18 protein-coding genes and 1 pseudogene are annotated in these 23,050 nt (G+C 63.2%); 11 read left to right on the forward strand and 8 right to left on the reverse strand.

Annotated features, from left to right (window positions below):
• Positions 1-136: 136 nt before the first annotated feature.
• Together AC2YHT_RS15195 and AC2YHT_RS15200 are read left to right on the forward strand one after the other, a co-directional pair.
• A complete protein-coding gene (locus AC2YHT_RS15195) occupies positions 137-2,749 on the forward strand; it encodes an ATP-binding protein (protein ID WP_487290629.1) in 2,613 nt (870 codons plus the stop codon).
• Positions 2,750-2,886: 137 nt separating this feature from the next.
• Positions 2,887-4,791 carry a TOL_0244 family TonB-dependent receptor gene (locus AC2YHT_RS15200; protein WP_487290630.1) on the forward strand — a complete coding sequence of 635 codons (1,905 nt, stop codon included), beginning with the start codon at positions 2,887-2,889 and terminating at the stop codon, positions 4,789-4,791.
• A gap of 12 nt (positions 4,792-4,803) precedes the next feature.
• Here the strand turns inward: AC2YHT_RS15200 and AC2YHT_RS15205 are convergent, their stop codons facing one another.
• Together AC2YHT_RS15205 and AC2YHT_RS15210 are read right to left on the reverse strand one after the other, a co-directional pair.
• Positions 4,804-6,552 carry an ATP-binding protein gene (locus tag AC2YHT_RS15205; protein WP_487290631.1) on the reverse strand — a complete coding sequence of 583 codons (1,749 nt, stop codon included), beginning with the start codon at positions 6,550-6,552 and terminating at the stop codon, positions 4,804-4,806.
• Positions 6,549-7,079: a TOL_0243 family YfiR-like periplasmic protein gene (locus AC2YHT_RS15210; RefSeq protein WP_487290632.1), complete on the reverse strand. Its 531-nt coding sequence runs from the start codon at positions 7,077-7,079 to the stop codon at positions 6,549-6,551. The genes AC2YHT_RS15205 and AC2YHT_RS15210 overlap by 4 nt, the downstream gene beginning before the upstream one ends.
• 369 nt (positions 7,080-7,448) lie before the next feature.
• Here AC2YHT_RS15210 and AC2YHT_RS15215 point away from each other — a divergent pair, with 369 nt between their 5' ends.
• Complete coding sequence (locus tag AC2YHT_RS15215) at positions 7,449-8,408, forward strand: glucokinase (RefSeq protein ID WP_487290633.1); 960 nt, start codon at positions 7,449-7,451, stop codon at positions 8,406-8,408.
• Positions 8,409-8,426: 18 nt separating this feature from the next.
• On the opposite strand, the gene AC2YHT_RS15220 is transcribed toward AC2YHT_RS15215, so the two are convergent.
• Complete coding sequence (locus AC2YHT_RS15220) at positions 8,427-9,656, reverse strand: hypothetical protein (protein ID WP_487290634.1); 1,230 nt, start codon at positions 9,654-9,656, stop codon at positions 8,427-8,429.
• Between the two features lie 351 nt (positions 9,657-10,007).
• On the opposite strand from AC2YHT_RS15220, the gene AC2YHT_RS15225 reads away from it, so the two are divergent.
• A complete protein-coding gene (locus AC2YHT_RS15225) occupies positions 10,008-10,355 on the forward strand; it encodes a helix-turn-helix transcriptional regulator (protein ID WP_487290635.1) in 348 nt (115 codons plus the stop codon).
• 29 nt (positions 10,356-10,384) lie between these two features.
• On the forward strand, positions 10,385-10,951 hold the full coding sequence (locus AC2YHT_RS15230; RefSeq protein ID WP_487290636.1) for a hypothetical protein: 567 nt from the start codon (positions 10,385-10,387) through the stop codon (positions 10,949-10,951).
• Here the strand turns inward: AC2YHT_RS15230 and AC2YHT_RS15235 are convergent.
• From AC2YHT_RS15235 to AC2YHT_RS15245, 3 genes are all read right to left on the reverse strand, one after another.
• Positions 10,937-12,631 carry a recombinase family protein gene (locus tag AC2YHT_RS15235; protein WP_487290637.1) on the reverse strand — a complete coding sequence of 565 codons (1,695 nt, stop codon included), beginning with the start codon at positions 12,629-12,631 and terminating at the stop codon, positions 10,937-10,939. The genes AC2YHT_RS15230 and AC2YHT_RS15235 overlap by 15 nt on opposite strands.
• Before the next feature lie 101 nt (positions 12,632-12,732).
• The gene (locus AC2YHT_RS15240; RefSeq protein ID WP_487290638.1) at positions 12,733-15,486 is read right to left on the reverse strand and encodes a type IV secretion system DNA-binding domain-containing protein; all 2,754 of its coding nucleotides are present in this window, start codon (positions 15,484-15,486) and stop codon (positions 12,733-12,735) included.
• Between the two features lie 3 nt (positions 15,487-15,489).
• Positions 15,490-15,870, reverse strand: a complete 381-nt coding sequence (locus AC2YHT_RS15245; RefSeq protein ID WP_487290639.1) for a hypothetical protein — start codon at positions 15,868-15,870, stop codon at positions 15,490-15,492.
• Between the two features lie 181 nt (positions 15,871-16,051).
• Between AC2YHT_RS15245 and AC2YHT_RS15250 the strand changes: the two genes are divergently transcribed.
• From AC2YHT_RS15250 to AC2YHT_RS15260, 3 genes are all read left to right on the forward strand, one after another.
• Entirely contained in the window at positions 16,052-17,932 is a 1,881-nt protein-coding gene (locus AC2YHT_RS15250) for an HD domain-containing protein (RefSeq protein WP_487290640.1), read from the forward strand.
• Complete coding sequence (locus AC2YHT_RS15255) at positions 17,929-18,975, forward strand: adenylosuccinate synthetase (RefSeq protein ID WP_487290641.1); 1,047 nt, start codon at positions 17,929-17,931, stop codon at positions 18,973-18,975. Before AC2YHT_RS15250 ends, AC2YHT_RS15255 begins: the two co-directional genes overlap by 4 nt.
• A gap of 134 nt (positions 18,976-19,109) precedes the next feature.
• A complete protein-coding gene (locus AC2YHT_RS15260; protein ID WP_487290642.1) occupies positions 19,110-20,627 on the forward strand; it encodes a recombinase family protein in 1,518 nt (505 codons plus the stop codon).
• Here AC2YHT_RS15260 and AC2YHT_RS15265 read toward each other — a convergent pair.
• Positions 20,588-20,719 (reverse strand): annotated as a pseudogene (locus AC2YHT_RS15265) (ATP-binding protein); the annotation flags it as partial. The gene AC2YHT_RS15260 and the pseudogene AC2YHT_RS15265 sit on opposite strands and share 40 nt — an antisense overlap.
• A gap of 61 nt (positions 20,720-20,780) precedes the next feature.
• On the opposite strand from AC2YHT_RS15265, the gene AC2YHT_RS15270 reads away from it, so the two are divergent.
• The 3 genes from AC2YHT_RS15270 to AC2YHT_RS15280 all read left to right on the forward strand — a co-directional run bounded on the left by AC2YHT_RS15270 (position 20,781) and on the right by AC2YHT_RS15280 (position 22,573).
• Entirely contained in the window at positions 20,781-21,242 is a 462-nt protein-coding gene (locus tag AC2YHT_RS15270; RefSeq protein WP_487290643.1) for a hypothetical protein, read from the forward strand.
• Positions 21,243-21,673: 431 nt separating this feature from the next.
• Positions 21,674-21,928, forward strand: coding sequence for a hypothetical protein (locus AC2YHT_RS15275; protein WP_487290644.1), 255 nt, complete (start codon positions 21,674-21,676; stop codon positions 21,926-21,928).
• Between the two features lie 219 nt (positions 21,929-22,147).
• Complete coding sequence (locus tag AC2YHT_RS15280; protein ID WP_487290645.1) at positions 22,148-22,573, forward strand: hypothetical protein; 426 nt, start codon at positions 22,148-22,150, stop codon at positions 22,571-22,573.
• A 30-nt stretch (positions 22,574-22,603) separates the two neighbouring features.
• On the opposite strand, the gene AC2YHT_RS15285 is transcribed toward AC2YHT_RS15280, so the two are convergent.
• Positions 22,604-22,990, reverse strand: coding sequence for a hypothetical protein (locus tag AC2YHT_RS15285; protein WP_487290646.1), 387 nt, complete (start codon positions 22,988-22,990; stop codon positions 22,604-22,606).
• Between the last annotated feature and the right edge of the window lie 60 nt (positions 22,991-23,050).

Here is a 23,050-nt window from a genome sequence, read left to right on the forward strand (position 1 = left end):
GGCGATCGTGACCCAATTGGGTCGGGTCGTCTTCCCTCAGCGGGACAATAGGTCGCGGGCTCGCGCAAAGGTGCGCTCAACCTCTTCACAGCAGGATGAAGGCCATCGATAACGCGATCCGGGGGGAAGCCTGAAGATGGCCGAGAGGCGTTCGACATGGGCGGCGCGGCGCGTGCGCTGGCGGCTGGCCAGCGCCGTCCTGGTGATCGCGGCCGTCCTTCTCGCGATCAACGCCCGCGCTCAGCCGAGCGTCAGCCCGACCCGGGCCGAACGTCTCGAAGCCCTGAGCGTCGAGATCCAACGCCATCACGGCCGGCTGACGCCCTCGGTCGTGGAGCAGATGGGGCGCGAGGCCCTGGACGCCCGTGGCGAGACGCGGTTCTACGGGCTCTGGCGCGTGCTCAGCTATTACAAGGCCAACGCCGCCGCGCCGGACTTCGACCGTTGGGCCGTCCTGGTCCGCGAGAAGGCGGGATCGGACGCCGAGCCGCAGCTGGAGGCCCTGGTCGATGTGCTGTCGCTGTCGCGGCCCGTGCTCGACGGGCGCGCCAGCCCGCCGCCGCCGCCGGCCGCCTGGCGGCGATTCACAGAGCAATCGGGGCCGCACGTCCGGCGGGCGGCGCGACTGGAACAGCTGCGCATCGCCTCGTTCTACCAGCACTGGGCCGAGGCCTCGTCGATTGGCGCGAGGCTGATCCCGGAGTTGGAGGGCCAGGATCGGCGGTTGTGGCCGATGGCCTCCGAAACCCATGTCGCGTTGTCAGATTCACTGAGCGATCTGGGCGACTATCTCGGTGCGCTGGATCACCTCACCGCCGCGACGGCGATCGACCGTAAGATCGGCGCGAACACCCAGGACGCCGAGCGCGTCTACAACCTCGCCTACACAGCCATGCTGGCCGGTGAATACCGCTCGGCCGAACGCCTGGCGGCGTTGCATGGCGAGGTCATCCGCACCTCGGGCGGTCCCAATGCGACCTTCTTCAATCGCTTTCTCTGCGCCTCGATCGCCGACGCCCAGGCCAAGTGGCGCGAGACCTTGGCCTGTCTTCAGGGCATCGCGCCGATCATCGACAAGGCCCAGGACGGCTGGGCGGTCTCGGCCCTGCGTCTGCGGCTGGAGGCCAAGGCGCGCCTGGGCGACGCCACCGGCGCCCAGGCCGACTTCAGGCGTCTGCGCGCCGCGCCGGACGGCCTGGGGGCTGAGGATCCGCTGCACGACCTCTTCAACCAGGCTTACATCCTGCGGGCCCAGGGGCGAGGCGAGGAGGGTTTCGACCTTTACGACCAATGGCGCCGCAAGGCGATGAAGGCGCTGGACGATGACCACCAGCGGCGGATCGCCGACATCTCCTCGGCTCTTCAGGTCGAGCTGGGCGCGCAGCGCGAGCGCGGCCTGCGGCTCGAACGGGAGGCCGAGCTTCATCGCCGGCTAAACGGGGCCTGGGGGCTGGTGGCCGGCCTGATGACTGTGCTGGTGCTGGGGGGGCTGGCCTGGATCGTTCACCAGCGGCGTGTCTCGCGCGACCTTAGCGAGGCGCGCCAGCGCGCCGAGGCGGCCAGCGCGGCCAAGTCGACCTTCCTGGCGACCATGAGCCACGAACTGCGCACGCCGCTGAACGGTATGCTGGGCATGGCCCAGGCGCTGAAGCTCGAACCGCTGGAGCCCGGCGAGCGCGAGCAGGTGGAAATCCTTGAGGATTCGGGCCGAACCCTGCTGACCCTGCTCAACGATGTGCTCGACCTGGCCAAGATCGAGGCCGGTAAGCTGGAGATCGCGCCGATCCCGGGCGATCTGGCCCATGTCTGCGAACGGGTGGTCCAGATCCATGCGCCTCTGGCGCGGGAAAAGGGCGTCGACATCGCCCTGAGCGTCGCTGGCGACGTCGCCGACCAACTGTCGTTCGATCCGGTCAGGGTGCGCCAGTGCTTGTCAAACCTAGTCTCCAACGCCGTGAAGTTCACCGACAAGGGCCGGGTCGAGGTGCGCCTGCACTGCCAGCCGCTCGACGATGGTGAAGTGCTCGCGGTGATGAAGATCTCCGACACCGGCATCGGCATGGGACCCGAGACCCTGGCCAAGCTATTCGGCGCCTTCGTCCAGGCCGACGCCTCGACCACGCGCCGGTTCGGCGGCACGGGCCTTGGTCTCAACATCACCCGTCGTCTGGCCGAGATGATGGGGGGCGAGGTCTCGGCGACCAGCCGTGAAGGCGTCGGCTCGACCTTCACCCTGAGCTTCCGCTGCCGGCCGGTGACGCAGGAGGGCGGCCTGGTCCGCCAGGCGGGCGCGGCGTCGGACGATCTTTCCTGCCTCGAGGGCCTGCGGGTGCTGCTGGTCGAGGATCATCCGATCAATCGGAAGGTCGTGGGCCTGCTGCTGGCGCCGTTCGAATGCGCCATCACCGAAGCCGAGCACGGCCAGGCCGCGCTCGACGCCCTCCAGGCCGGCGTGTTCGATCTCGTCCTGATGGACGTCAACATGCCGGTCATGGACGGGTTGGAGGCCACTCGCCGCATCCGCGCCGACGCCCGTTGGGCGAGCCTGCCCGTGGTCGGCCTGACCGCCGACGTGATGGAGGCCCAGATCGAGGCCTGTCGCGCCGCTGGCATGGACGACTTCGTCGTCAAGCCGGTGGACATGGTCGCCCTGGTCACCACCATCAGCCGGGCCTTGGTGGCCCGTCCCGTCGTTGCGGATCAGGCTTGGCGCCGTCGCGAAATCGCCGCTCCGTTGCCGGCGGGCTGAACGGATCGGCCTGGCGGGCTGTTGGGAGCAAATGCAGCGCTTCCTGGCTTGACGGAACGGAAGGCGTGAGATCGTCTGAGGCAAGGGATGAGAAATCTCCCTTACTGGTTGTTGGCGATGTGTTGGGGAGGGCGATCATGCCGGCCTTGCTTCGCGTTCAGCGCTCCTGGTGCGCAACGGCCACCTGGGTTCTGGCCGGCCTGAGCGCCGGGGGCTCGGCCTGGGCCGATACGACCGCGCCATCGGCGCAGGACCTTGCCCAACTGTCGATTGAGGAACTCGGCCAGATCCAGGTGACCAGCGTCTCCAAGCGCGCCGAACCGGTGCGCGAGGCGCCCTCGGCGATCTATGTGATCACCCATGACGACATCGTCCGATCCGGTGCGCTCACGGTTCCGGAAATCTTGCGCCTGGCCCCCAATCTGCAAGTGCAGCAGGACAGCGCCAGTCGATACGTGATCACGGCCCGCGGCTTTAGCGGCAACGCCGAGGCGCAGAACTTCTCCAACAAGCTTCTGGTGTTGATCGACGGGCGAAGCGTCTACACACCGCTGTTTTCCGGCGTCTACTGGGACATGCAGGACGTTCTGCCCGCCGACATCGACCGCATCGAGGTGATCAGCGGGCCGGGCGCCACCCTTTGGGGGGCCAATGCGGTCAACGGCGTCATCAACATCACCACGCGCAAGTCCAGCCAGACCCAGGGAGGGCTGCTGGAGGTCGGAGGGGGGAGCCGCGAACGGTCGATCAGCCTGCGCTATGGCGGCCGGTTGGCGGAGGGGCTGACCTATCGCCTCTATGCCCGAGGCCTGAAGATCGGCGACACCGAAACCCTCGCCGGAGCTTCGGTCGATGACGGCTGGTCGCGAAAGCAGGGCGGCTTCCGGCTCGACTGGACGCGGGCCTCGGGCGAGCTCCTGACTCTGCAGGGCGACGTCTATGACGGCGCGTCGGACAATGATCTGTCCGGTCGCAACCTGCTTGCGCGCTGGACCCGCGCCGGACGCCGAGGCGGCGAGCTCCAGGTCCAGGCCTATTACGACCGCGCCGAACGCGGCGGCGTCTTCCAGGTCGACACCTATGACCTGGACCTCCGGCACAGCCTTGCCCTTGGGGCGCGCCAGACGCTGGTCTGGGGCGGCGGCGCCCGCCACAGCCGCTACGAAATCGGCAGTTCGCCGACGCTGTTCTACGAGCCGTCCCGCGGCGAACTCAATCTCTACAATCTGTTCGTCCAGGACACCTTGACGCTGACCCCGACCACGCGGCTGACCCTGGGCTTGAAGGTCGAGGACGACCCCTATCTCGACCCGGAGGCCCTGCCAAACGCGCGATTTTCCTGGACCCCCAGCGACAAGGCCATGGTCTGGGCGGCGGCCTCGAAGGCGGTGCGTTCGGCCACGCCCTTCGACCGCGACGTGGTCGAGATCCTGGGCGGAATGCGCTTTCTGACCGGCGGCGGGTCCTTCCAGTCGGAAAAGCTCACGGCCTACGAGGTGGGCGCGCGCGTCCAGCCTTCCGCCAGGGTCTCCTTCTCGGTCTCGACCTACTACAACCGCTACGACGACCTACGCACCATCGAGTTCGATCCGGCCACCTTCCTGCCCCTTCACTGGGGGAACGGCATGGAGGGCCACGCCTATGGGCTGGAGGCCTGGGGCGAATACCGGGTCACGCCGTGGTGGCGGTTATCGGGCGGTTACAGTCGCCTCGAGAAGCGCCTGAAGTTCAAGCCGGGCTCCAGTGGCGTGCTGGGCGTCAAGGCGGCGGGGGATGATCCCGAGCACCAGGCGTCGTTGAAGTCGTCGATGGATCTTGGCCGCGCGGTCACGCTGGACGCGGCGCTGCGTTATGTCGATGCGCTGCCGGATCCGAGCTTGCCCTCCTATCTCGAACTTGGCGCGAGGCTGGCCTGGAACGTTTCCGACAGGGTGCAGCTGTCGGTGTCCGGGTCCAATCTGTTGCACGAGCGCGTTCAGGAATTCCCCAACGGCGCGGCCATCCCCAGGCGCGTCTACGCGGATCTGCGTTGGCGGTTCTAGGCCGCCGCGCCCTCAGGCGGCGCGGGCCGCGCCCAGCTCGGAGGCCAGCGCCTCGATCGAATAGGGCTTAGGCAGCACCCGAAATCCCGCGCGGGCCGCGCTAGCGGCCGCCTCGCTGAAACCCGTCGTCAGCACGATGGGCAGGTCCGGGCAGCGCTGGCTGACCGTGCGGGCCAGGTCCATGCCGCCCATGCCGCCGGGCATGACCATGTCGGAGAACATCAGATCGAAGGCGCGGTCCTGCGCCAGCAGGGTCAGCGCCGCCCTGGCGCTGGCGACGCGGGTGGGACTGTAGGACAGCCGCTGCAGCATCTCGATCACGACCTCGGCGACCTGATCGTCGTCCTCGACGAGGAGCACGCGGCCCGGCGACACCGCGCTCGGCGCCGCGGCCGCGGGCGGGCGTGCGATGGAGGGCGCACGCTCCGATCGCGGGAAATAGAGGCTGACCGTCGTTCCTTGACCAGGCGCGCTGCGCAGTCGGACGTCGCCCTCCGAAGCCCGGGCGAACCCATAGACCTGGCTGAGGCCAAGGCCGGTGCCTCGTCCCACCTCCTTGGTCGTGAAGAAGGGCTCGAAGGCCCGCGCCAACTGCTCGGGGCTCATTCCCGAGCCTTCGTCGACCACGTCCAGGCGCACGAAATCACCGTTCAGTTCCCCGTCCGCGAAATCGGGCAGGTTCTCGCCGACGATGGACAGGGCTCCGCCGCTGGGCATGGCGTCACGGGCGTTGACCGCGATGTTCAGCAGCGCGACCTCCAACTGCGCGGGATCGACCTCGACGGGCCATAGGTCCGCAGGCAGACGCAGAGCCACGACGATGTCCTCGCGCAGGGATCGATCCAGAAGCATGGCCAGGTCGGGCATGCGCTCGAGCAGGTCGACGGACTCCGGCTTCAGCGGCGAGCGCCGCGAGAAGGCCAGGAGCTTGGCGGTCAGTTCCGCGCCGCGATCGAGGGCCTGACGGACGGCGGCGGCGAAGCGGGCGCGCTTGGCGGCGTCCTCGGTGCGGTCCAGCACGTCGAGCCCACCGGAGGCGACCATCAAGAGGTTGTTGAAGTCGTGGGCGATGCCGCCGGTCAACTTGCCGATGGCTTCCATCTTCTGCGCCTGGCGCAGCGCCTCCTCGGCGCGGTCGCGCTCCTGGATATGGATCTGCAAGGCGTTGTTGGCGTCGGCCAGGGCCTGGGCACGTTCGGCCAGCTTGGCGTTGGCGCGGCCTAGCAGCGCGTGGCCAAGGCCAAGTACGCCCAGCAGCAGGGCGGCCATCAGCATGAGAATCGCAACGCCGGCGTAGCGCGTTAGGCGGCGAGGCAGGGGCTCGGCCAGCGTACGCAAATAGACCGATCCCGCGCGCAAGGTCTGCTGCTGCACCGGAATTAAGACGGCGAAGCGTTCTGGGTCGAAGGGGAGTGGACCGGCGGCGGCGGGAGGCGGCGCTGCGCCGGTTCTCGTATAGGCGGCCAGGAGACCGCCGCCGCTATCATAGACTCCGGCGGCCTCGACCTCGGGATTGAGTTGCAGGGCGTCGACATATTCCTGAGCCGCGGTCTTGTCCTCGAACACGAGGGCTGCGGCGACGCTCGCGCCGAGGATCTGAGCCTGGACAGCGACTTCGCGCGCCTTCTGGGCGCGATAGAGGCGTTCGTTGTAGACACCCATCAGGAGGCCCACGATTAGCAACGCCGCAGCGCCCAGCAGCGCCAGCGTCAAGGCGAACCGTAGTCTGAACCGTTGGAAGACGGTCTTGATCCGTGTCATGGCGTGGACCCCTTGCGGACCGAGAGCGCCAAGCTCAGCAGTTTTGAACTCAGGATCAGGCCGTTACGGCCCGCGGCGTCCAGATTGACGGAGAAGCGCACCCGGCTGTCGCGCACGCGAAACTGGATGACGCTGTCGTTGGCCGCGTCGTCTTCGGTGATCGTCAGGCATGGCGTCCCTCTGACGCTGCGCAGGACTTCGCTCGTCGACTGCTCGGCCGTCTCCGCCAGATAGAGGACCCGGCAGCCCGAGCTTCGGGAGACGCGGTTGAGGCGGCGGATCACCAGGGGGCGGCCGTTGATCTGCCGTCCGGCCGCCAGTTGGTCCAGCTCCGCCCCGAAAGGCGCGTCGCCGATGATGCAAACGCCGAAGGCTTCATCCGCGCCAGTTTGCGAGGCCGGCCATTCGATGAAGGGCAGGAACTTGAAGAGATAGGCGGCTCGGACCTGATATTCGAGCGGCGGCCTGGGCTGCGCGCTTAGGGTATGGGGAGTTAGGGTCAGCGTGGCGCTCAGCACCAGCGCCATGCCGATGCGCCCGGCGAACCTGGACCCCCGCCCGCCGATGCGCGGCGACCGCTTTCGGGTACATACGGCCGAAGCCGGCGCCCGATAATCACTAGGTCGTGGACGTCGCGTGATGGACATCTTCCGATCGCTCGGCCCTTTTCGCCGATAGTTGACACCACTTTGACGTGGGTTCGTCGTCACGCACGCTATAGTGAAACCGTCGTCTTGGATCACCAATTCGGCGAGATGCGAGCTGCGGCCGTATGACGCATGTTCAGGCCGCATGGTAGTTTTCGGGCGGGCGGGTGTATGGCTGCGACGCTGTCGCGCATTGGCCGTTCATTCGACTCCGGGAATGCTCGCCGCACCGTTCGAGGAGATCGTCGCATGAACGCGCCGCACGACCCGGTCCCGCATGTTCTGTTGGCGGATGTGAACGGCCTGAGCGCCAGTATCGCGATGGTTGGACGAGGTCGTCCGCCGATGGACGTGACGACTGTCGAATGCACCGGCCAGGAGCAGCTGATCGAGCTTCTGACGGCGGCGCGGAATGCGAGCGAAGGGCCGGTTTTGGGAGCTGCGATTGCCGCGCCCGGCCCCAATCTAGGCGGTGTCCTCCAACTAACCCATTCAAGCATGCGGTTGGAAGCGGAGGTGATCGCCGAGCGGCTCGGCGTGAACCACTTGCATCTGGTCAACAATTTCACGGCGAGGGCCTTGGCTGTTCCCCTCCTAGAGCCGTCCGCCATCGAACAGATCGGCGGCGGCGCTCCCCACCGCGATGCGCCGGCGGGCGCGATTGGCCCCTCTGATGGCGGCGTTGGTATGTCGATCCTCAATCCCGACGGCTTCGTGGGCTGGGTGGCCGCCGCCGCTGAGGGCGGCCACGTGGAACTAGCGGCAGCAAACGACCGTGAGGCCGATGTGATTCGCGTGCTACGGGGCATGCACGGCTATGTCTCGGCCGAACAGGTTTTGTCGGGTCAGGGCGTGCTCGACGTGGCCTTGGCCTTGTCTACCCTGGCCGGGACGCCGGTCCGTCCGGTCGACCTCCCTGCGCTGCTGGTGGCGGCCCGGCGCGGCGACGCCATCGCCCGCGAGACCTTCGATCTAGTGTCAGCATGGCTAGGCGCGGTGTCGGGCAATTTGGTGCTGACCGCCGGAGCCCGCAGCGGAGTCTACATCATCAGCATCACGGTGCAGTCCTTCAGCGACCTGCTCGACCGGGCGATCATGCGCCAGCGCTTCGAGGCCAAAGGACGGATGAGCGCCTACATGCGGGACGTGCCGCTCTATCTGGTCAACGATCCCAACTGCGGTCTGCTGGGTCTTACGACCCTCTTCTAATGAGAGGCGCTTGAGCCTTCAGACTACATCGACCCAATTCCGATAAGGCAGGTTGAGGGCTGGACAGGCCACCTCGCCAGTTGGGACGTTGGTCAGCGGGGCGACCATCGGACCGCTGAGGAATGGCGCCTTCAGACGTCGGCAGAGATCCAGCTCCTTCAAGCTGTTGACCATCGCTACGCCTTGCCAGACGCGTTTGGCGCGATAGATGGCGGCGTCCTTGAGGAAGCGCGTGATCGCCGCTAGGCGCGCGCGCTCGTCCGAGCCATCCAGCACCAGGGTGACGCTGTTCACCGCGCCGGCCGGAAGGCTCTCGATCCGAAAGCCAGGATCCTTCACATGCAGGTCAATCAACGAGAAGTACGGCGTCAGGAACGCACGGATCTGGCCGATCGCGCCGTAAGAGGGCTCGCGGGGCACGTCATAGACGCTGGCGGCCATGCGGGGGCGCAGGACGCGCGGAAATTGTTCGACGTGAGACCGGTAGCTCTCTCGGACCGAGGGCTTGATCAGCGACGAAAAGCAGAAGGGCAGGAACATGTAGCCAGCCTGCGGGCGGATCAACTGCGCGTGCGCGGCGTCGAGGCAAGCCCTGTCGCGCGCCGCCACGTCGGCGTCTTCCATAGCGCCGAAGGCCAGGTCATCCCAAGCCATGCGCCAATCCACCCCGCTCCCGACGAAGCGTTCCTTGTGAAGGTAGTAGATGCCCCACCAACCGGTGCTCGGTTCTGCGACGTTTAGGAGGTCGTCGATCCCACCCGGGGGCGGTTCGGGTTCGATCGCGGCAAGCTCCTCAGCCGGCGGTGCGCCTTCGATCGGTCCGTCCGGCGGCTTGATGCTGGTGACGGCGTCAGGTGTAATCTTGCATACTCGTCCAGCGAACTCACCATCGTCTTCGCCGGCCAGCAACGCCTTGAGCACGTCGCCGTGGGTGCTAGCGAACCGCATGACATCGGTCTGGTCACCCTCGAACATCAGCAGGGCGACATCGCCATCACCCTTTTCGCCAAACAGTTTTAGCTGCAGGTCCTGGGCCAGCGATTGCAGTTCACGGGCGTCCAGAGCCGTGGCGCGTGGATCGGCCAACACGAAGGAATAGGGCGCAACCAGCCCATAACGCCTGGGCCAGGTCCATGCCGTTTCCAGGTAAGCGCCTCCAACCTTGGCGACGAGCGCGGCCATGGTGTCGGAGTCGGCGAAGCGTAGATCTGCGCCGATGAAAATCTTCAGGCAGGCGATCGCTGTCATCCACCCAAGATGGCGATTTTAGTCGAGGAAATCCATTGCGAGTTGCAGCACCGCTGGCGCGACTAGGGGTCGCAAGACCTCCTTCCGAGTCCGCGCCGTTGCCGCGTTCAGGGTGCCTGCGGCGTGTAGCGCGACTTCAGTTGTGGTTTCAGTCTACCGGTAGAGGTCATAGTCGAAAATCATGTTTAATTTTAACAAAAATCCAGCTTCTCTTGATCTGCGATTTGGCAAAATGGGGCGAGAGCCGGTGCTAGTGACACTAGCGTTTTAGCGCCTCCAGTAAGCCGACGGAACGCGGGACGATAGCCAGGCCAATCGTGCGATCGGCGCTATCCATAACTCGTTCCTTTCATGCCAAAACGGTCCAACCGCCAGTATTTGAAGACGCATCGCAGACTCTGGGCGCTCACGCAGGACGAGCTCGGCAAGCTCATGGGACTCACGCGCCAGGCCATTTCGCACTACGAGCAGCAGTTGATGCTCCCCAGCTTCGAGATCGCGCTGCGCCTGGAGATCATCTTCGGCAAGACGCCGGGCCATCTCTTCCCGGCGCTCTACGAGCGCGTAGAGGAGGCCGTCATGGGGGAGGCCGCCATGCTCCGGGAGGGGCTGGAGGGGCAGTTGGACGATGGGTCTCGGCGGAAGGTCGCGCTTCTCGACGCCATGATGCAGCGGGCGACACAGACCCCCGCCGTATGAGCCCAGCCCGTCACCGCTGGCCGCTCACCATGGCCTTCCATCCGACATCGCGCGGGTTCGGCTGGGTGGCGTTCGAGGGGCCGTTCGCGCCCTATGACTGGGGTCTCGTCTCCGCCAAAGGCGACAAGAACGCGGTCTGTCTGCGCGCCATGGAGAAGCTGCTCGCGCGCCTGGAGCCCGAGACGTTGGTGCTTGAAGCGTCGAGCCGAAGGGCATCGGTACGCAGCGCCCGGATCGACCGCCTATCGAAGGCCGTGACGGCGCTGGCGGCGGATCGCGGCGTCGATGTCGCGGTCTATACGCGCGCGGATATCCAGAGCTGCTTCGAGACGGTGGGGGCGCGGACACGGCAGGAGATCGCCGAGGCCGTCGCGCGCCACATAGACGCATTCCGGCATCAGCTCCCACGTAGGAGGCGGCCATGGGATGCGGAAGATCGGAGAATGGCGTTGTTCTCGGCCGCTGCGCTCGTTTTCACGCACTTCCGTTCGGATCGGATCGGCTTCTTGACCAACTGCGCGACGGATAGTCTACGGACACAAGGTCAGAGGGACCCAAGACGGACCACGTATGGCACACGCTCAATAGGCTCGTGATGTCACCCTGTAGTCCCCGTCAGGAGGACTGACCTGCCCGTTCTTCCTCATCGCTATCGCCTGCTGCATACGGGCTTCCCTGCTCCATGCGTTGGCACGGCTTCTTCTGATGCCTGCTTGCCAATATGCTTCGGTCAGGGAGCCGAACCGATGAATGAATAGCGCGGGCGGCGGGGTGTCGGCGTCGGAACGGATGAGACGTTCCGTGACATAGCCGTGGCCGTCGTGCAGCCGCCGCAGGCAGTCGAGCAACTGCTCGTCGGTATATAGACCGTCGAGCGTGGGCCACTTGGGGACCGTTATCCTGCGGGGCGGCAGTCCCGCACGCCGCGCCTTACCCAGTTCAACGCCGCGCCGCTTGAAGTCGACATACTCGTACGGGATGCCGGCGAGCCGGTACGCGTTGGTGAGCTTGCCGAAGTGGTATCGATAGAGGGTCGTATTCGGCAATGAAGGGTCGCCGTTCAGGATCGCCTCGCTGACATGGCCCTCCCGCTCGTAGATGGTACGCAATACGCCGAGCATCTCGTCCTTGGTCCTCGGCCGATCCTCCTTCGGCGGCCGATACCAGCGATTGCGGTAGCCGAGATGGTCGTAGACCGCCTGAAGCGATCCGAACTGCCGGCGCAGGGTCTGCGTGCTCGGTGTGTAGGGGCAGCGGTCAATCAGCTCGTTTGTCAGGTAGCCCTTTGCCTTGAGCAGGCGCGCCACGGCCGCGATAGCTTCGTCAGACGGCACGCGACGGCGGCAGATCCGCATGCGCCGCGCGGCGCTCTCGAACAGCGCCTTGCTAATCGCGGGTTCCAGCACCTTCGTCCGAACCCAGGCCTGAGGCGGGTTTGTTCGTCGCGGGCGTTTGAGTGGCTGGCTCGTGCGGTTGAACACGTAGATGCCGACCAAAAGCTCGTTGGAGAGAATGTTTCGCACGCGGAGCGCGCTCCAGCGCGGGCCGTCCGATGGAGGCACGCCCATGTCGTCGAGACGTCGAGCGATGGCGACCATGCTCATGCAGTCCGTGCCGTACCAGCGGAAGATGTCACGGATGACGGCGATCTCCTCGCCCGAGCCGACCGCCCAAACGACGCGCTGGTTGTTGAGCGCCTTGGTTTGGCCGCGCTCAAGCTTCTGGACGGGTCTGTTGTGCTCATCGACGAGAATGCGCTCGAACCCGTAGCGTCGGTGCCCGCCGAGCTTGTGGCCGATCTTGGCCTGTAGCAGTTGGGCGTACAGCACCTTGTTGGATAGATCGCGGCTGAACTCCGCTGCCTGATAGCGCTTGAACTGCTTGAGCAGGGCCATGATCGGCGAGCCGTCATTCTCAAACATCTCGGCGCAGTAGACGACGGGCACGCCCGCCGCGTGGCAGATGAACTCGTAGTGGGCGCTCTCGTCCAAATACTGGAAGCGTCCCCAGCGGCTGACGTCGAACACAAGCAATCGCTCAAATGTCCTGTCCGGCCTGATCACATCGGCCAGCAGTGCTTGAAGGCCAGGGCGTTCCCTGAGGGTCAGGCCGCTCTCGCCAGGATCGACATAGGTTTTGACGATGCGAAAGCCGTGTTCTGCCGCATAGGCGGCGATTGCGCGCGCTTGGTTGCGGATCGAATAGTCCTGATGATCCTTCGACATCCGCAGGTACTGCGCCGCCGGGATCAACACGGGCGTGGAGCCGTCTGGCATGGCGAACCTCCGCAGGTCCCCCCTCTCGCGAGAATACCGGCGGGTTAGGTCGCCCAACAGATCTTCAAAAGATGGATTTCGCCAAAACATATCATCTGACGTCATGTACCCTGCCGATCCAGCGACCGCGCGATGACCGCCGCCAGCCTCTCCCGCCGCACCTTCGCCTCCTCGGGCGACACCGTCGTGCGCGACACCTTCACCCTGTACCCCTTCACGACGCTCTCCGTGGGCTCAGGCGGCGGGGCCAGGCCCGCGATGTAGTCGGGCAGGTCTTCGGGGACGAGGAACGAGACCCGCTCGCGCTCCTCGCCAGACAGGCCTTCGGTTATGGCGGCGCGGAAGCTGTTCTGCGTGCGGGATGACTTCGCGAGCACGAGCGCCACGCGCTCGAAGCCGGCGGAGAGGCACTTGCGGACGTTCTCTTGCTCCCAGGCTGCCGGCGTCGTGACGGAGACCTCGAAGGCGGCGCGGACGCCGTCGCGGACAAGCAGCACGTCCGCCTGGCCGCCCTCAGGCAGTTGGGCCTCAACCGTCGCCCGGAACCCCTGCTGCTCGCCGAGCTCCTTCACGAGGTTCTGGAGGTAGCGGTGCTTCTTGCCGCCCTTGCCGGGCTCCTGGTTAGCCGCGGGCTTTGGTAGCGGGCGGACAGGCCGGGCGGCGGGCTGTTCCGTTCGGTGCGATAGGGGGACGGCGTCGGCCGCCTCTTCCTGTATGGGCGGCGCGGGCGGGACGGCCGGCACCGGCATGTCCGCTGCTGGCAGGTTCTCAGGCGCGGGAGGCGGGGCGTGCCGCGCCGGGCGCGGCGGCTTGGCCGGCGCGTCCTCTATGGGCGCCTGGACCGGCGAGAGCACCGGGACGTCCGCGAGCGTCCCGCAATACCGCGCCCGGTTGCGGTCTATGAGCGCGTCGAACTGCTCGTCGGTGAGGGTGGGCTGGCGTTCGAGGAACCCGAGCGGGACCGTGAGGCGGATCGCTTGGGGCGTCTGGTGCTTCAGCCAGGCGGCGAACTCCGTGCGGTCCTTCCGTCGCTTCATGCCGTCGATGTAGTCGGTAGAGGTGTGGAGCTCGTCGGCGAGCGCGCGGGCGTCCTTGGCCGACACCCCGCCCACGCACTTGAAGCTGGTGTTGCTGTTGAAGGCCGCTCGCAGGCGCGGAGACAGCTGGTCGAGGGCCTGGTGCGCGCCGTGGATCGCCACCCGCATCTTGCGCGCCTGGGTGAGCAGGGTCTCGATGCGGTCGTCGAAGTACTCCTGGGCCTCGTCCACGTAGACGTAGGTGGGCGTGCGGTCCCATTCCAAGACCGTGGAGCGCTCAAGGGTGGCCTGCGCCAGCATGGCGATGAAGAAGCGGCCGAAGAGGGAGCTGCCTTCCTCCTTGAGGAGGTCCTTGGCTGTCGAGACGAGGATGATCTTCCCGCCCTGGAGTGCCTCGAACAGGTCGAGCTTGTTCCGGGGCTGCGCGAACATCCGCTCGAAGGCCGGCGTCGAGAGCACGCCCCAGAGCCGCCGGAGGATCTGCTTCTTCGTGGCGGCGAACGAAGGATGGAAGAACTCGGTCTCGAAGAAGTAGCGGGCCGAGCCGTCCAGCTTCTCCATGTGCGGCTTGAACGGTTTTCCGTCCTCCATGAGCCGCATGAGGGTGTGGATCGTAGCCCCGTCCATGGAGACCATGAGCCGGGCGAGATAGCGGAAGACGACGCCCTGCTTCTGGGTGAGCTCCGCGCCAAGGAGCGCGCCGAAGAACACCTCGTAGAGCTCCACGACGCCGTTGAGCACCCGCTCGCGATCGACGGGCCGGTATTCGGCGAGGCGGTCGAGGTGCGCGTCGAAGAGGTTCAGCGCTGCCGGGAACTCGACGTCGGCCGGGTCGATGAGCACGAGGCGGTCCGCGAGACTGCCGGGCATGTCCGGGTCGAACAGGTCGAGCCGGATCAGCTTGTTGATGAGGTCGCCCTGGCTGTCGATCACCACGACCGATCGCCCGTCCTCCTGGGCTGCCACCAGGTCCGCATGGATGAGCCGCTGGAGGAACTGGGTCTTGCCGTGGCCCGTGCCGCCGACGATGTGGGTGTGCTCGAAGCGGGAGGTCTCCGGGACGGAAAACGGCACCGGGAATTCGAGGATGGCCCGCAGCGGCGTGTGGCGGAGATAGAGGTCCGCGAGCTCGGCGGCGGTCTTGCCCTTGAGTTCCGGCGCGTGCTTGAGGCGGTGCTGGACGAGCGCGAGGTCCGCGTCCGGCTGGAATCCCGACGCCACCATGATGTTCGAGACGATCTGCTCGCGCAGCGGCAGGAACAGTTCCCGGCGTATGGTGTCGTCGCTGTAGGCGAAGACGCACAGCTGTTCGATCACTTCCGCCGGCCGCTCCAGGAGCTCGATCAGCGGGACCTCGAGGCCGCCCTTCCGGTCCTCGTCGCCCTCGAAGCAGATCTCGGGGAGCGCCGCGAACACCGCGTCGAAGAGCTCGAAGAGGCGCTCGCGCACGGCCGCGAGCATGGCGTCGTAGTCGGCGGCCCAGCGACGGCGGCGGTTGAGGTACTTCCGGAAATAGACGGCTTCGGCGACGTCGTTGTCGAGCACCGCCCAGACCGGCGACACCTCGCCGATCTGCTCCTGGCGCAGGATGGCCTCGGAGGCCTCGCAGAGCGCTATGACGAGCGGGATCGCCGGCGCGCGCTCGGCCCGGCGCAGGTAGTCGGTCATCGCGTCCATGACGAGGAATGAGACGTCCCGCTCCGCCAGCGGCGAGCGCTGCCACAGGCCGTCCACGTCGGCCCAGGCGTCGCGCATCTGGGCCTGCTCGCTGTCCCTGGTCCCGCCCGAGAGCCAGTTGAACAGGTTGCCCCACTCCATGGGCTACAGCTCTACGACCTCCTCGCCGCCGAAGTGCTTGGCGGCGTCGAGAATGGCCCTGAAGGTCTTCGCGGCTTCCTTGAGCTGGTCCTCGACGGCGAGCATCTCGACGATGTCCTTGCACTCGATGTGCTTGCCACCTTCGAGGTCTTTGACGGAGACCGTGGTCATGATGGCCTTGTAGGCGAAGCGCGATGCTACGCCCAAAAGGCCGGAGCCTCGATCTGCCAGCACGTGGCTGCTGTACAGCTCGGTCTCGCCGAGCTTGTATTTCCTGATAGCGGCGCGCTCGTCGTCGGAGATTTCCGCGCGCACGTCGATGCTGAACACGGGCTTGCCGCCCAGCATGCCGGGCCGTTGGTCGCGGCGAAGCAATAACTTCATCTCATCCCCCGGAAGGCCAAGTCCTGACGCTCGCCAGGAGTGCTTTGCGCGCGATGCAACTTATGCGATATTTCCATGACGTCAACAGGGCTGCATACCCGCACATGCTCGCGCGAGAGTCGCAATTGACCGATGACGTTCATTGGCGTCATGCTGTCACTAACAATAAGCAGGGGGGCTCATGGGAAAGAAAATTCGAGATACGATCCACGGATATATTTACGTGACTAAGATCGAAGAAGCTGTGTCGCAGCACCCCCTGTTTCTTAGACTCCACCACGTGCATCAAACGAGCTTTACATACCTCACATACCCGAATGCGCATAGCACGCGGTATCCGCATTCATTGGGAGTAATGCACGTTGCTGGAGAGATATTATCTGCTGCGTTTCGTAATAGTAAGTCAGAAATCGCACTGGAATTGGCGCAAACCGTACAGGATACAATTAAAAAGTTTGATAAAGATTTTGCTGCGCTAGCCGCAAGCGATAAGCCGACAAAGGAAATTGCTAAGAAATTCTCTAACATTGGAAATGATATTGATGCATTGTTCCATGCGGTCGTTGATGAGGCGCTTTCGACCGATTTGCTTTCAGATCCGATCTACGCAATTAGCGGCCGACCACGCTTCGAGCCGTCAACTAAAGGCGCAAAAAGCGCGCTCGAAGATGCCAATGTGGTTGTTCCGCTGGTTCTTCTGTACCAAGCGACAAGACTCGCCGCCCTTCTTCACGATATCGGGCATCCTCCATTCAGTCATATTGTCGAATATGCGCTCCTAGACACCATGAGGGGGAGGTATCGCGGACATGAACCGCGAGGACTAGACCTCGTGGATGCGATAATTGGAAGCGAAGAATTGAACGTTAGAAAGGCATTCATTTCCTATCCAATTTTCTCGCGCGTCAGCCTCTATTTGTGCCGATACATCCTGGAAAATGAAAAAAATTCGCCATTTTTTGGGATAAAAAAGTCTCTCCTCGATGGACCTATAGATGCTGATCGTCTCGACTATGTCAGAAGGGATGCCTACTCTGCCGGACTCGTCCCAACATACGACATCAGGCGACTTGTGGATGCAGCTTTCCTCCGGCACAACTCGAATATAGCAAATAAACCAGGTATTGATCGTATTGAAATTGGATATCAACCGAACTGCCTCAGCGCCTTTGAGAATTTTTTTGTAGCTCGGTACGATCTATACAGATGGATGATCTATCATCACGACGTCGCTCGCCGGAACTTGGCGATACAAAGAGCCGTGAAGATAATAGTAGATCAAGATTCAATGGTATCTGAGACAATAAAAAGCATAGGAGCAGAGTTCTGCGAGCTCGCCATTGGGAGCCCAAAGGGCTATAGAAGATTTACAGACTCGTATATGCTCGATAAGCTTTGGATAATATATGAAAATCTGGAAGATAGTACGTCAACACCGGGATCCACACAGGGAGATTTAAGATTCTTTCTGGATATAGTGCTTTCTCGTCGAAATGATCTACTCAGGACATTCCTAAAAAGGCCAGACGGATACGCGGAGTGGGTGAGCTCTCTTGGGATAGTTGGCAAGAAGCTGGACGGCGATGCGGCGGGTTCGCTTGATAACGTCAAGCAATTTAATGCAATGCTTACAGAGAAATTCCAATCTATTGTTGCCGAGAATTCAGAAAACGTCGCTAAGGGTAAATTCGCCGAAGAACTGGAAGGGTTTATACGGGAAGCGATAAATGGTCGAGATCAGATCCGCGATCTCCGGGTTTATGCTTATTACATCGGAACATTTCAGGCCGGCCCCGACAAACCGATTACGGCTCAACAGGGCGGGGGTGGGGAGCTCTTCTTTTCGACCCCGTCAGATGACCAGACGCGCATTTCGGTACGAAGCGTCTCGCCTACCCTGGCGATGCTGCAGGAGGCCTGGGCCTACAGTCCACAACTTCTCCTCTTTTATACCCACCCTGTGGGGGCTCGCCTTGATGAAAAGCGGCAAACATCGGCGTATGCTATGCTTAGAGAATCTGTCCGAGATGGACTGAGAAAATTCCTAGGCCATAACTCATGATTTCTATCGTCGTGGGCGCTCAGTACGGAGGCGAGGGAAAGGGCAAGATTTGCTCCTACCTTGGCAGTGTGCGGGCCTTTAGGCTTGTCTGCCGCACTGGTGGTGTCAACTCATCCCACTCTGTCTCGCATGCGGGGCGCACACACCGGCTTCGCATGATGCCCGCTTCAGCGGTGGTTCAGCGATCACGCTTTGTGTATGGAGCAGGCAGCTTACTCGACCTTGAAATTTTGTTTGAGGAAGCTCGACAGCTCGGCGTCGAGCCCGAACAGATTCTTATTGATCCCCGCGCGGGGATCATTACCCCCGATACCGTCGCGGAGCAGCGCGCAGACCCACGCTATCGCGAGATCGGCTCCACCCTAACCGGCACGGGATATGGCAGCGCCAAGCGATGTCGCCGGGAGTTAAGGCTCGCCCAAGACGTTCCAGCACTACAGCCTTATCTAACGGACGTGGTTTCCTTATTGTATGCCGCCGCCGCTTCTCGCGAAGACATACTTGTTGAAGGTCACCAAGGTGCAGGCCTTTCAAATTATCACGGGGATTACCCGTTTGTATCCAGTAGAGACTGCATTGCTACCGCTCTACTTTCTGAACTTGGTGTTGGCCCACGCTGGGACACGGAAATAATTCTCGCGGTTAAAGTATATCCAACGCGAAATCACGCAGGAAAACTTCCTGGAGAGTTGACCTTGGAAGAGTCGTCCGCACTAGGAATTTTGGAAAAAGGGGGGGGATCAAGTGGCATTCCCGACAAAGTCAGGCGTGTGGGAACGTTCAATGCTGAAGACGTTGCTCGTGCGATAATGCTAAACACACCGGACTACGTCGCCCTCACTGGTTTGGATTACATATTCCCTGAAATTAGGGGCGCTTGCGAAGCAACTACCCTCCCCCTTCATGTTCATCGTTATATTAGGGACCTTGAGGAGTCGTTAGGCGTTCGAGTTGGCATCGTATCGACAGGGCCGGAAGTCGAGAGCACCGTAGATTTCAATATGAATGGCTCCGCAATCATTCATCGAAGCGCGACAGCCTAGGGTAGCGCGCCAAACAGGGCCCTTCATCATTCTATTGTCGATGCGCACTTCTGGAGAGGTCTGAACTCCCCCGGGGAGGGATTCAAAGTAGCTCAAGACCGTGTACTGTAGGCATCCTAGCTTGGAGGCATCGCGTGCGCGAACAGTCCCTCAAAGAAGTCGGCATCTGGATACGGGTCTCAACCGAAGACCAGGTACGCGGCGAAAGCCCTGAGCATCACGAGAAACGCGCCCGCGCCTATGCCGAGGCCAAGGGCTGGCACGTCGCCGAGGTGTATCGCCTCGACGCCGTGAGCGGGAAGGCCGTCATGGGGCACCCGGAAGCGCAGCGGATGCTCGCCGATGTGCGGCGTGGCCATATCTCCGGTTTGGTGTTCTCGAAGCTCGCGCGCCTGGCGCGTAACACCCGCGAGCTGCTCGAATTCGCCGAGATCTTCAGAGCCCTCGGCGCGGACCTCGTTTCGCTCCAAGAGGCCATCGACACCTCAAGCCCCGCCGGCCGTCTCTTCTTCACGATGATCGCGGCTATGGCCCAATGGGAGCGAGAGGAAATAGCCTCACGAGTTGCCGCGTCGGTCCCGATCCGCGCACAGCTTGGCAAGCCCATCGGCGGCGCAGCCCCCTTCGGGTACCAGTGGAAGGACAAGCAGTTGGTCCCGGACCAGGCCGAAGCGCCCATCCGCGTCCTGCTGCACGAGCTCTTCGTAGAGCATCAGCGCAAGAAGACCGTGGCTCGCATCCTGAACGATCGCGGCTATCGGACCCGCAACGGCTCGCCCTTCTCCGACACCACGGTCTCCCGCCTCCTCGAAGACCCGACGAGCAAAGGCCTCCATCGCGCCAACTACACGCGGACCTCCGACAGCTCGAAGGCGTGGACGCTCAAGCCCGAGAGCGAGTGGGTGTACACCGCCGTAGAGCCCATCCTCACCGAGGAACTATGGGACGCCTGCGCGCGCATCCTGGAGGCGCAGAAGGCGCGCGCAGCCCCTCCCACGAAGCGCGCCACGCATCTGTTCGCCGGCTTCGCGTACTGCGCCTGCGGGCAGAAGATGTACGTCCGCGCGAAGAGCCCCAAGTACGTCTGCGAGGGCTGCCGCAACAAGATCCCCGTGGACGATCTCGAAGCCGTCTTCCGCGAGCAGCTTCGGCACTTCCTCGTCTCGCCCGACGAGATCGCCGCGCACGCCCAAGCGGCTATCGACGCCATCGCGGACAAAGAACGCCTCATCCTGGCCGCTGAAGCAGAGCTGAAGCGCCTCGGCACCCAAGAGGACGGCCTCTTCGAGCTCTATCAAAATAGGGAGCTCTCCAAGGAGGACTTCGGCCGCAGGCACCGCCCGCTCTCTGAGCGCCGCGCCCAGCTTGAGGACGAGCTTCCGCGCCTTCAGGCCTCGCTCGATGTGCTGCGCATCAGCAGCCTCTCCCGAGAAGAGGCTGCCATAGAAGCGAGAGACCTAACCGCTCGCTGGAACGACCTTCCCCAGGACGAGAAGCGGCAGATGGTCGAGGCCATAACCGACCGCATCACCATCGGCACCGAAGACGTCGAGATCGCCCTGCTCCATCTTCCGCTTCGCGGAAATGAAGACCAAAGGGCAACACGGCCTCAGGGGTTCATCGCCGCCACCAGCTGCACCCTGGCCGGATAGCGGATGTGGGCGTTGGCGCGGGCGACCATCACCTCGCCGGTCTCCAGCGGCGCGCGCAGGCTGTCCAAGGCCTGGACGCCGAATTCCGCGATTATGGAGCAAACACACCAATCACTATAGTGACTACATCGTTGTTCTCGTTACGTTTTCCTCATGGCAAACGAGATCATCCCCTGGGACGCCGACCAACCGAACGTCTTGCACGCCCTTACGAGGAAGCGTGCGGAGATCGCCGGGCAGATCGAGCATAACCAACTCACCCTTCGGCATCTGATCGCGGAACTCGACCACGTCGACGCGACGATCCGCATCTTCAACCCTGCGATCGATATCGGAGCGATCCGCTCGAAGCCGGTCCCTCCGAGGCACGCGGCGTTCAAGGGCGAGGTCACGCGGATCGTCTTCAAGATGCTCCGCGAGGCGAGCGAGCCGATCACCTCCCGCGACATCGCCGAGCGGCTGATGCGCGAGCGCGGGCTCGATCCGGGGGATCACGAACTCTCCGTGATCATGGTGAAGCGGGTGTGTGCGTGCCTCCGGGTGCAGAGGCAGAAGGGTCTCGTGCGGAGCACCCTGGTCGACGGCGGCCTCCAGCGGTGGGAGGCGGTGCGATGAGCCCGCTTCACTTCACGCGCGGGCGCCACGCTTACGTCGTCGCGCCCGCGCGGGATGGCGAGGGATACGTCGGGTATCGCGACGGAAGAATTGTGGTGCGATGCACTGACCGTATCGAAATCGTCCGAGCGCTAATTGAGAGGCATGCGTAATAATACAAGAACGAATTTTCAATTTCTAATCACGCATGAGCCGCCTATCAACGGACTATTTTGACGAATCTCGGCCGCTTGCTTTTATGTTCCTCAAGCAAATTCTCTGCGTACCTTTCTCTATGTACTTTCCGACCCGCAACCCAAACGCAAATATATTCAACATCTCCGGCATCCATTGGGAAAATATGCTCGATGTTCATCTTTACATCGGGGGTCGATTTCAGGTGAACCGCTGTCCCCTGTGCGAATTTTGCTGTTTCCATGAGGCAACCTTAAGTGTCTGATCGCCAAAAAGACAACGAAGACGATTTCTGGGAGATTAATCCCCAGGGAGAGTTTCACGACCCGCGCGAGCCGCCGTTGGGTATGGGCGATGTTGTGAGGTTGGATCGGGGTGGCGTTCGCATGCTCGTCGTGGACGTCGATGCGCATGGCGTCATTACAGCTGCATTCAAAAACAGGGATGGCGAGATCGACGAAATCACCCTTCCCGCATTTGCGTTTCACCGCGCACCGGTGCTTGACGACTGAACCCCAATGAAAGGTGCGCTTCATCCACAGGATGAGCGACAGATGTGAGTCACTTTTATCGTCCCGCTCGCATAACTCTGTTCGCGTGCTAGACCTTGGCGGCAGTTCGATTTCGGAACCCAGGCTGAGGAGCGTCTAGTGGGGGATGTACGGCGCCTGCCGATAAGCTACGGCAAGAGACTCGAAAATCGCCTCGCCCCCCGAGGAGTACTATGCCTTGTGAGCGATCGGTGGCTGCGATTTGCCGACAAAGCCGACCGCCTTCCTGACGGCGAGTATGTCGCCGTCGACGTAATGAAATTGAGCTTTGATGACACGCGGGAATTGGGTGACTCCAGGAAACTGGCGTCTCTAGTCGTCTCTCGTCATGATTTGGAGCGGGCAATTTCAACCGTGCAATGGACGGATAGCGATAATCTCTCCGCAAATGAGGTGCCTATGGAAAAGCAGGTCGATACGATCGTCAAAACCGCCATGGATCAACTCGCTATACTTAGTGAAGATGCCTATTTCCGGGACGCCATTATGAAAGCCGTCATCCGAGAAGTATGCCACCGCTTCATTGATCTCGAAGTTTCTGGTGACGACATTGCCGATCATCTGGAAGTGATGGCCGGGGTAATGCGTGAAGGAGCGAGCGCCTAACAGAGGGCAAGCCCTCGCGGCGGAGCGCTGTCAGAAACCCCGTTTCGGAAATCCCGAGAACGGCCGCGTGTCGCACGTCCCGACGCCGATCGCGCTGTAGAGCCCTAAGCGTTCGTACTGGATTTTCCCGTCCCCGCGCATGACGCGGAAGCGCTGATCTCCGATCTTCCCCTCGATGTATTCCGGCCTCACCTCAGTGAGTGTCTGGAGATCGTCGCATGCGTCGAAGCAGAAACTCTTCGACGTGAGGTCGGCCCGCACCTTGAGCGCCACCGGGCCGCTGCGGTTGAATTGCGGCACCGGCGCCGTGCCGATGGTGTCGATCCGGCACGCTAGATCGAAGCGATTGCCGGTCGGCGCGGCGACTGCGGGCGCCACGAAGAGCGCCCCAAGAACGAACGACGTCATCAAGCGCATGATGCCCTCCACCTCAAAATCGTCACTATAGTGACTGGCTAGAGGTTGAGGATTCATTGC

Source organism: Caulobacter sp. SRI_008 (assembly GCF_057586355.1).

Bases quoted from the DNA above. Each gene is read 5' to 3' on its own strand.
- AC2YHT_RS15195 (WP_487290629.1), top strand. From the start codon at position 137: ATGGCCGAGAGGCGTTCGACATGGGCGGCGCGGCGCGTGCGCTGGCGG.
- AC2YHT_RS15200 (WP_487290630.1), top strand. From the start codon at position 2,887: ATGCCGGCCTTGCTTCGCGTTCAGCGCTCCTGGTGCGCAACGGCCACC.
- AC2YHT_RS15205 (WP_487290631.1), bottom strand. From the start codon at position 6,552: ATGACACGGATCAAGACCGTCTTCCAACGGTTCAGACTACGGTTCGCC.
- AC2YHT_RS15210 (WP_487290632.1), bottom strand. From the start codon at position 7,079: ATGGCGCTGGTGCTGAGCGCCACGCTGACCCTAACTCCCCATACCCTA.
- AC2YHT_RS15215 (WP_487290633.1), top strand. From the start codon at position 7,449: ATGAACGCGCCGCACGACCCGGTCCCGCATGTTCTGTTGGCGGATGTG.
- AC2YHT_RS15220 (WP_487290634.1), bottom strand. From the start codon at position 9,656: ATGACAGCGATCGCCTGCCTGAAGATTTTCATCGGCGCAGATCTACGC.
- AC2YHT_RS15225 (WP_487290635.1), top strand. From the start codon at position 10,008: ATGCCAAAACGGTCCAACCGCCAGTATTTGAAGACGCATCGCAGACTC.
- AC2YHT_RS15230 (WP_487290636.1), top strand. From the start codon at position 10,385: ATGGCCTTCCATCCGACATCGCGCGGGTTCGGCTGGGTGGCGTTCGAG.
- AC2YHT_RS15235 (WP_487290637.1), bottom strand. From the start codon at position 12,631: ATGCCAGACGGCTCCACGCCCGTGTTGATCCCGGCGGCGCAGTACCTG.
- AC2YHT_RS15240 (WP_487290638.1), bottom strand. From the start codon at position 15,486: ATGGAGTGGGGCAACCTGTTCAACTGGCTCTCGGGCGGGACCAGGGAC.
- AC2YHT_RS15245 (WP_487290639.1), bottom strand. From the start codon at position 15,870: ATGAAGTTATTGCTTCGCCGCGACCAACGGCCCGGCATGCTGGGCGGC.
- AC2YHT_RS15250 (WP_487290640.1), top strand. From the start codon at position 16,052: ATGGGAAAGAAAATTCGAGATACGATCCACGGATATATTTACGTGACT.
- AC2YHT_RS15255 (WP_487290641.1), top strand. From the start codon at position 17,929: ATGATTTCTATCGTCGTGGGCGCTCAGTACGGAGGCGAGGGAAAGGGC.
- AC2YHT_RS15270 (WP_487290643.1), top strand. From the start codon at position 20,781: ATGGCAAACGAGATCATCCCCTGGGACGCCGACCAACCGAACGTCTTG.
- AC2YHT_RS15285 (WP_487290646.1), bottom strand. From the start codon at position 22,990: ATGCGCTTGATGACGTCGTTCGTTCTTGGGGCGCTCTTCGTGGCGCCC.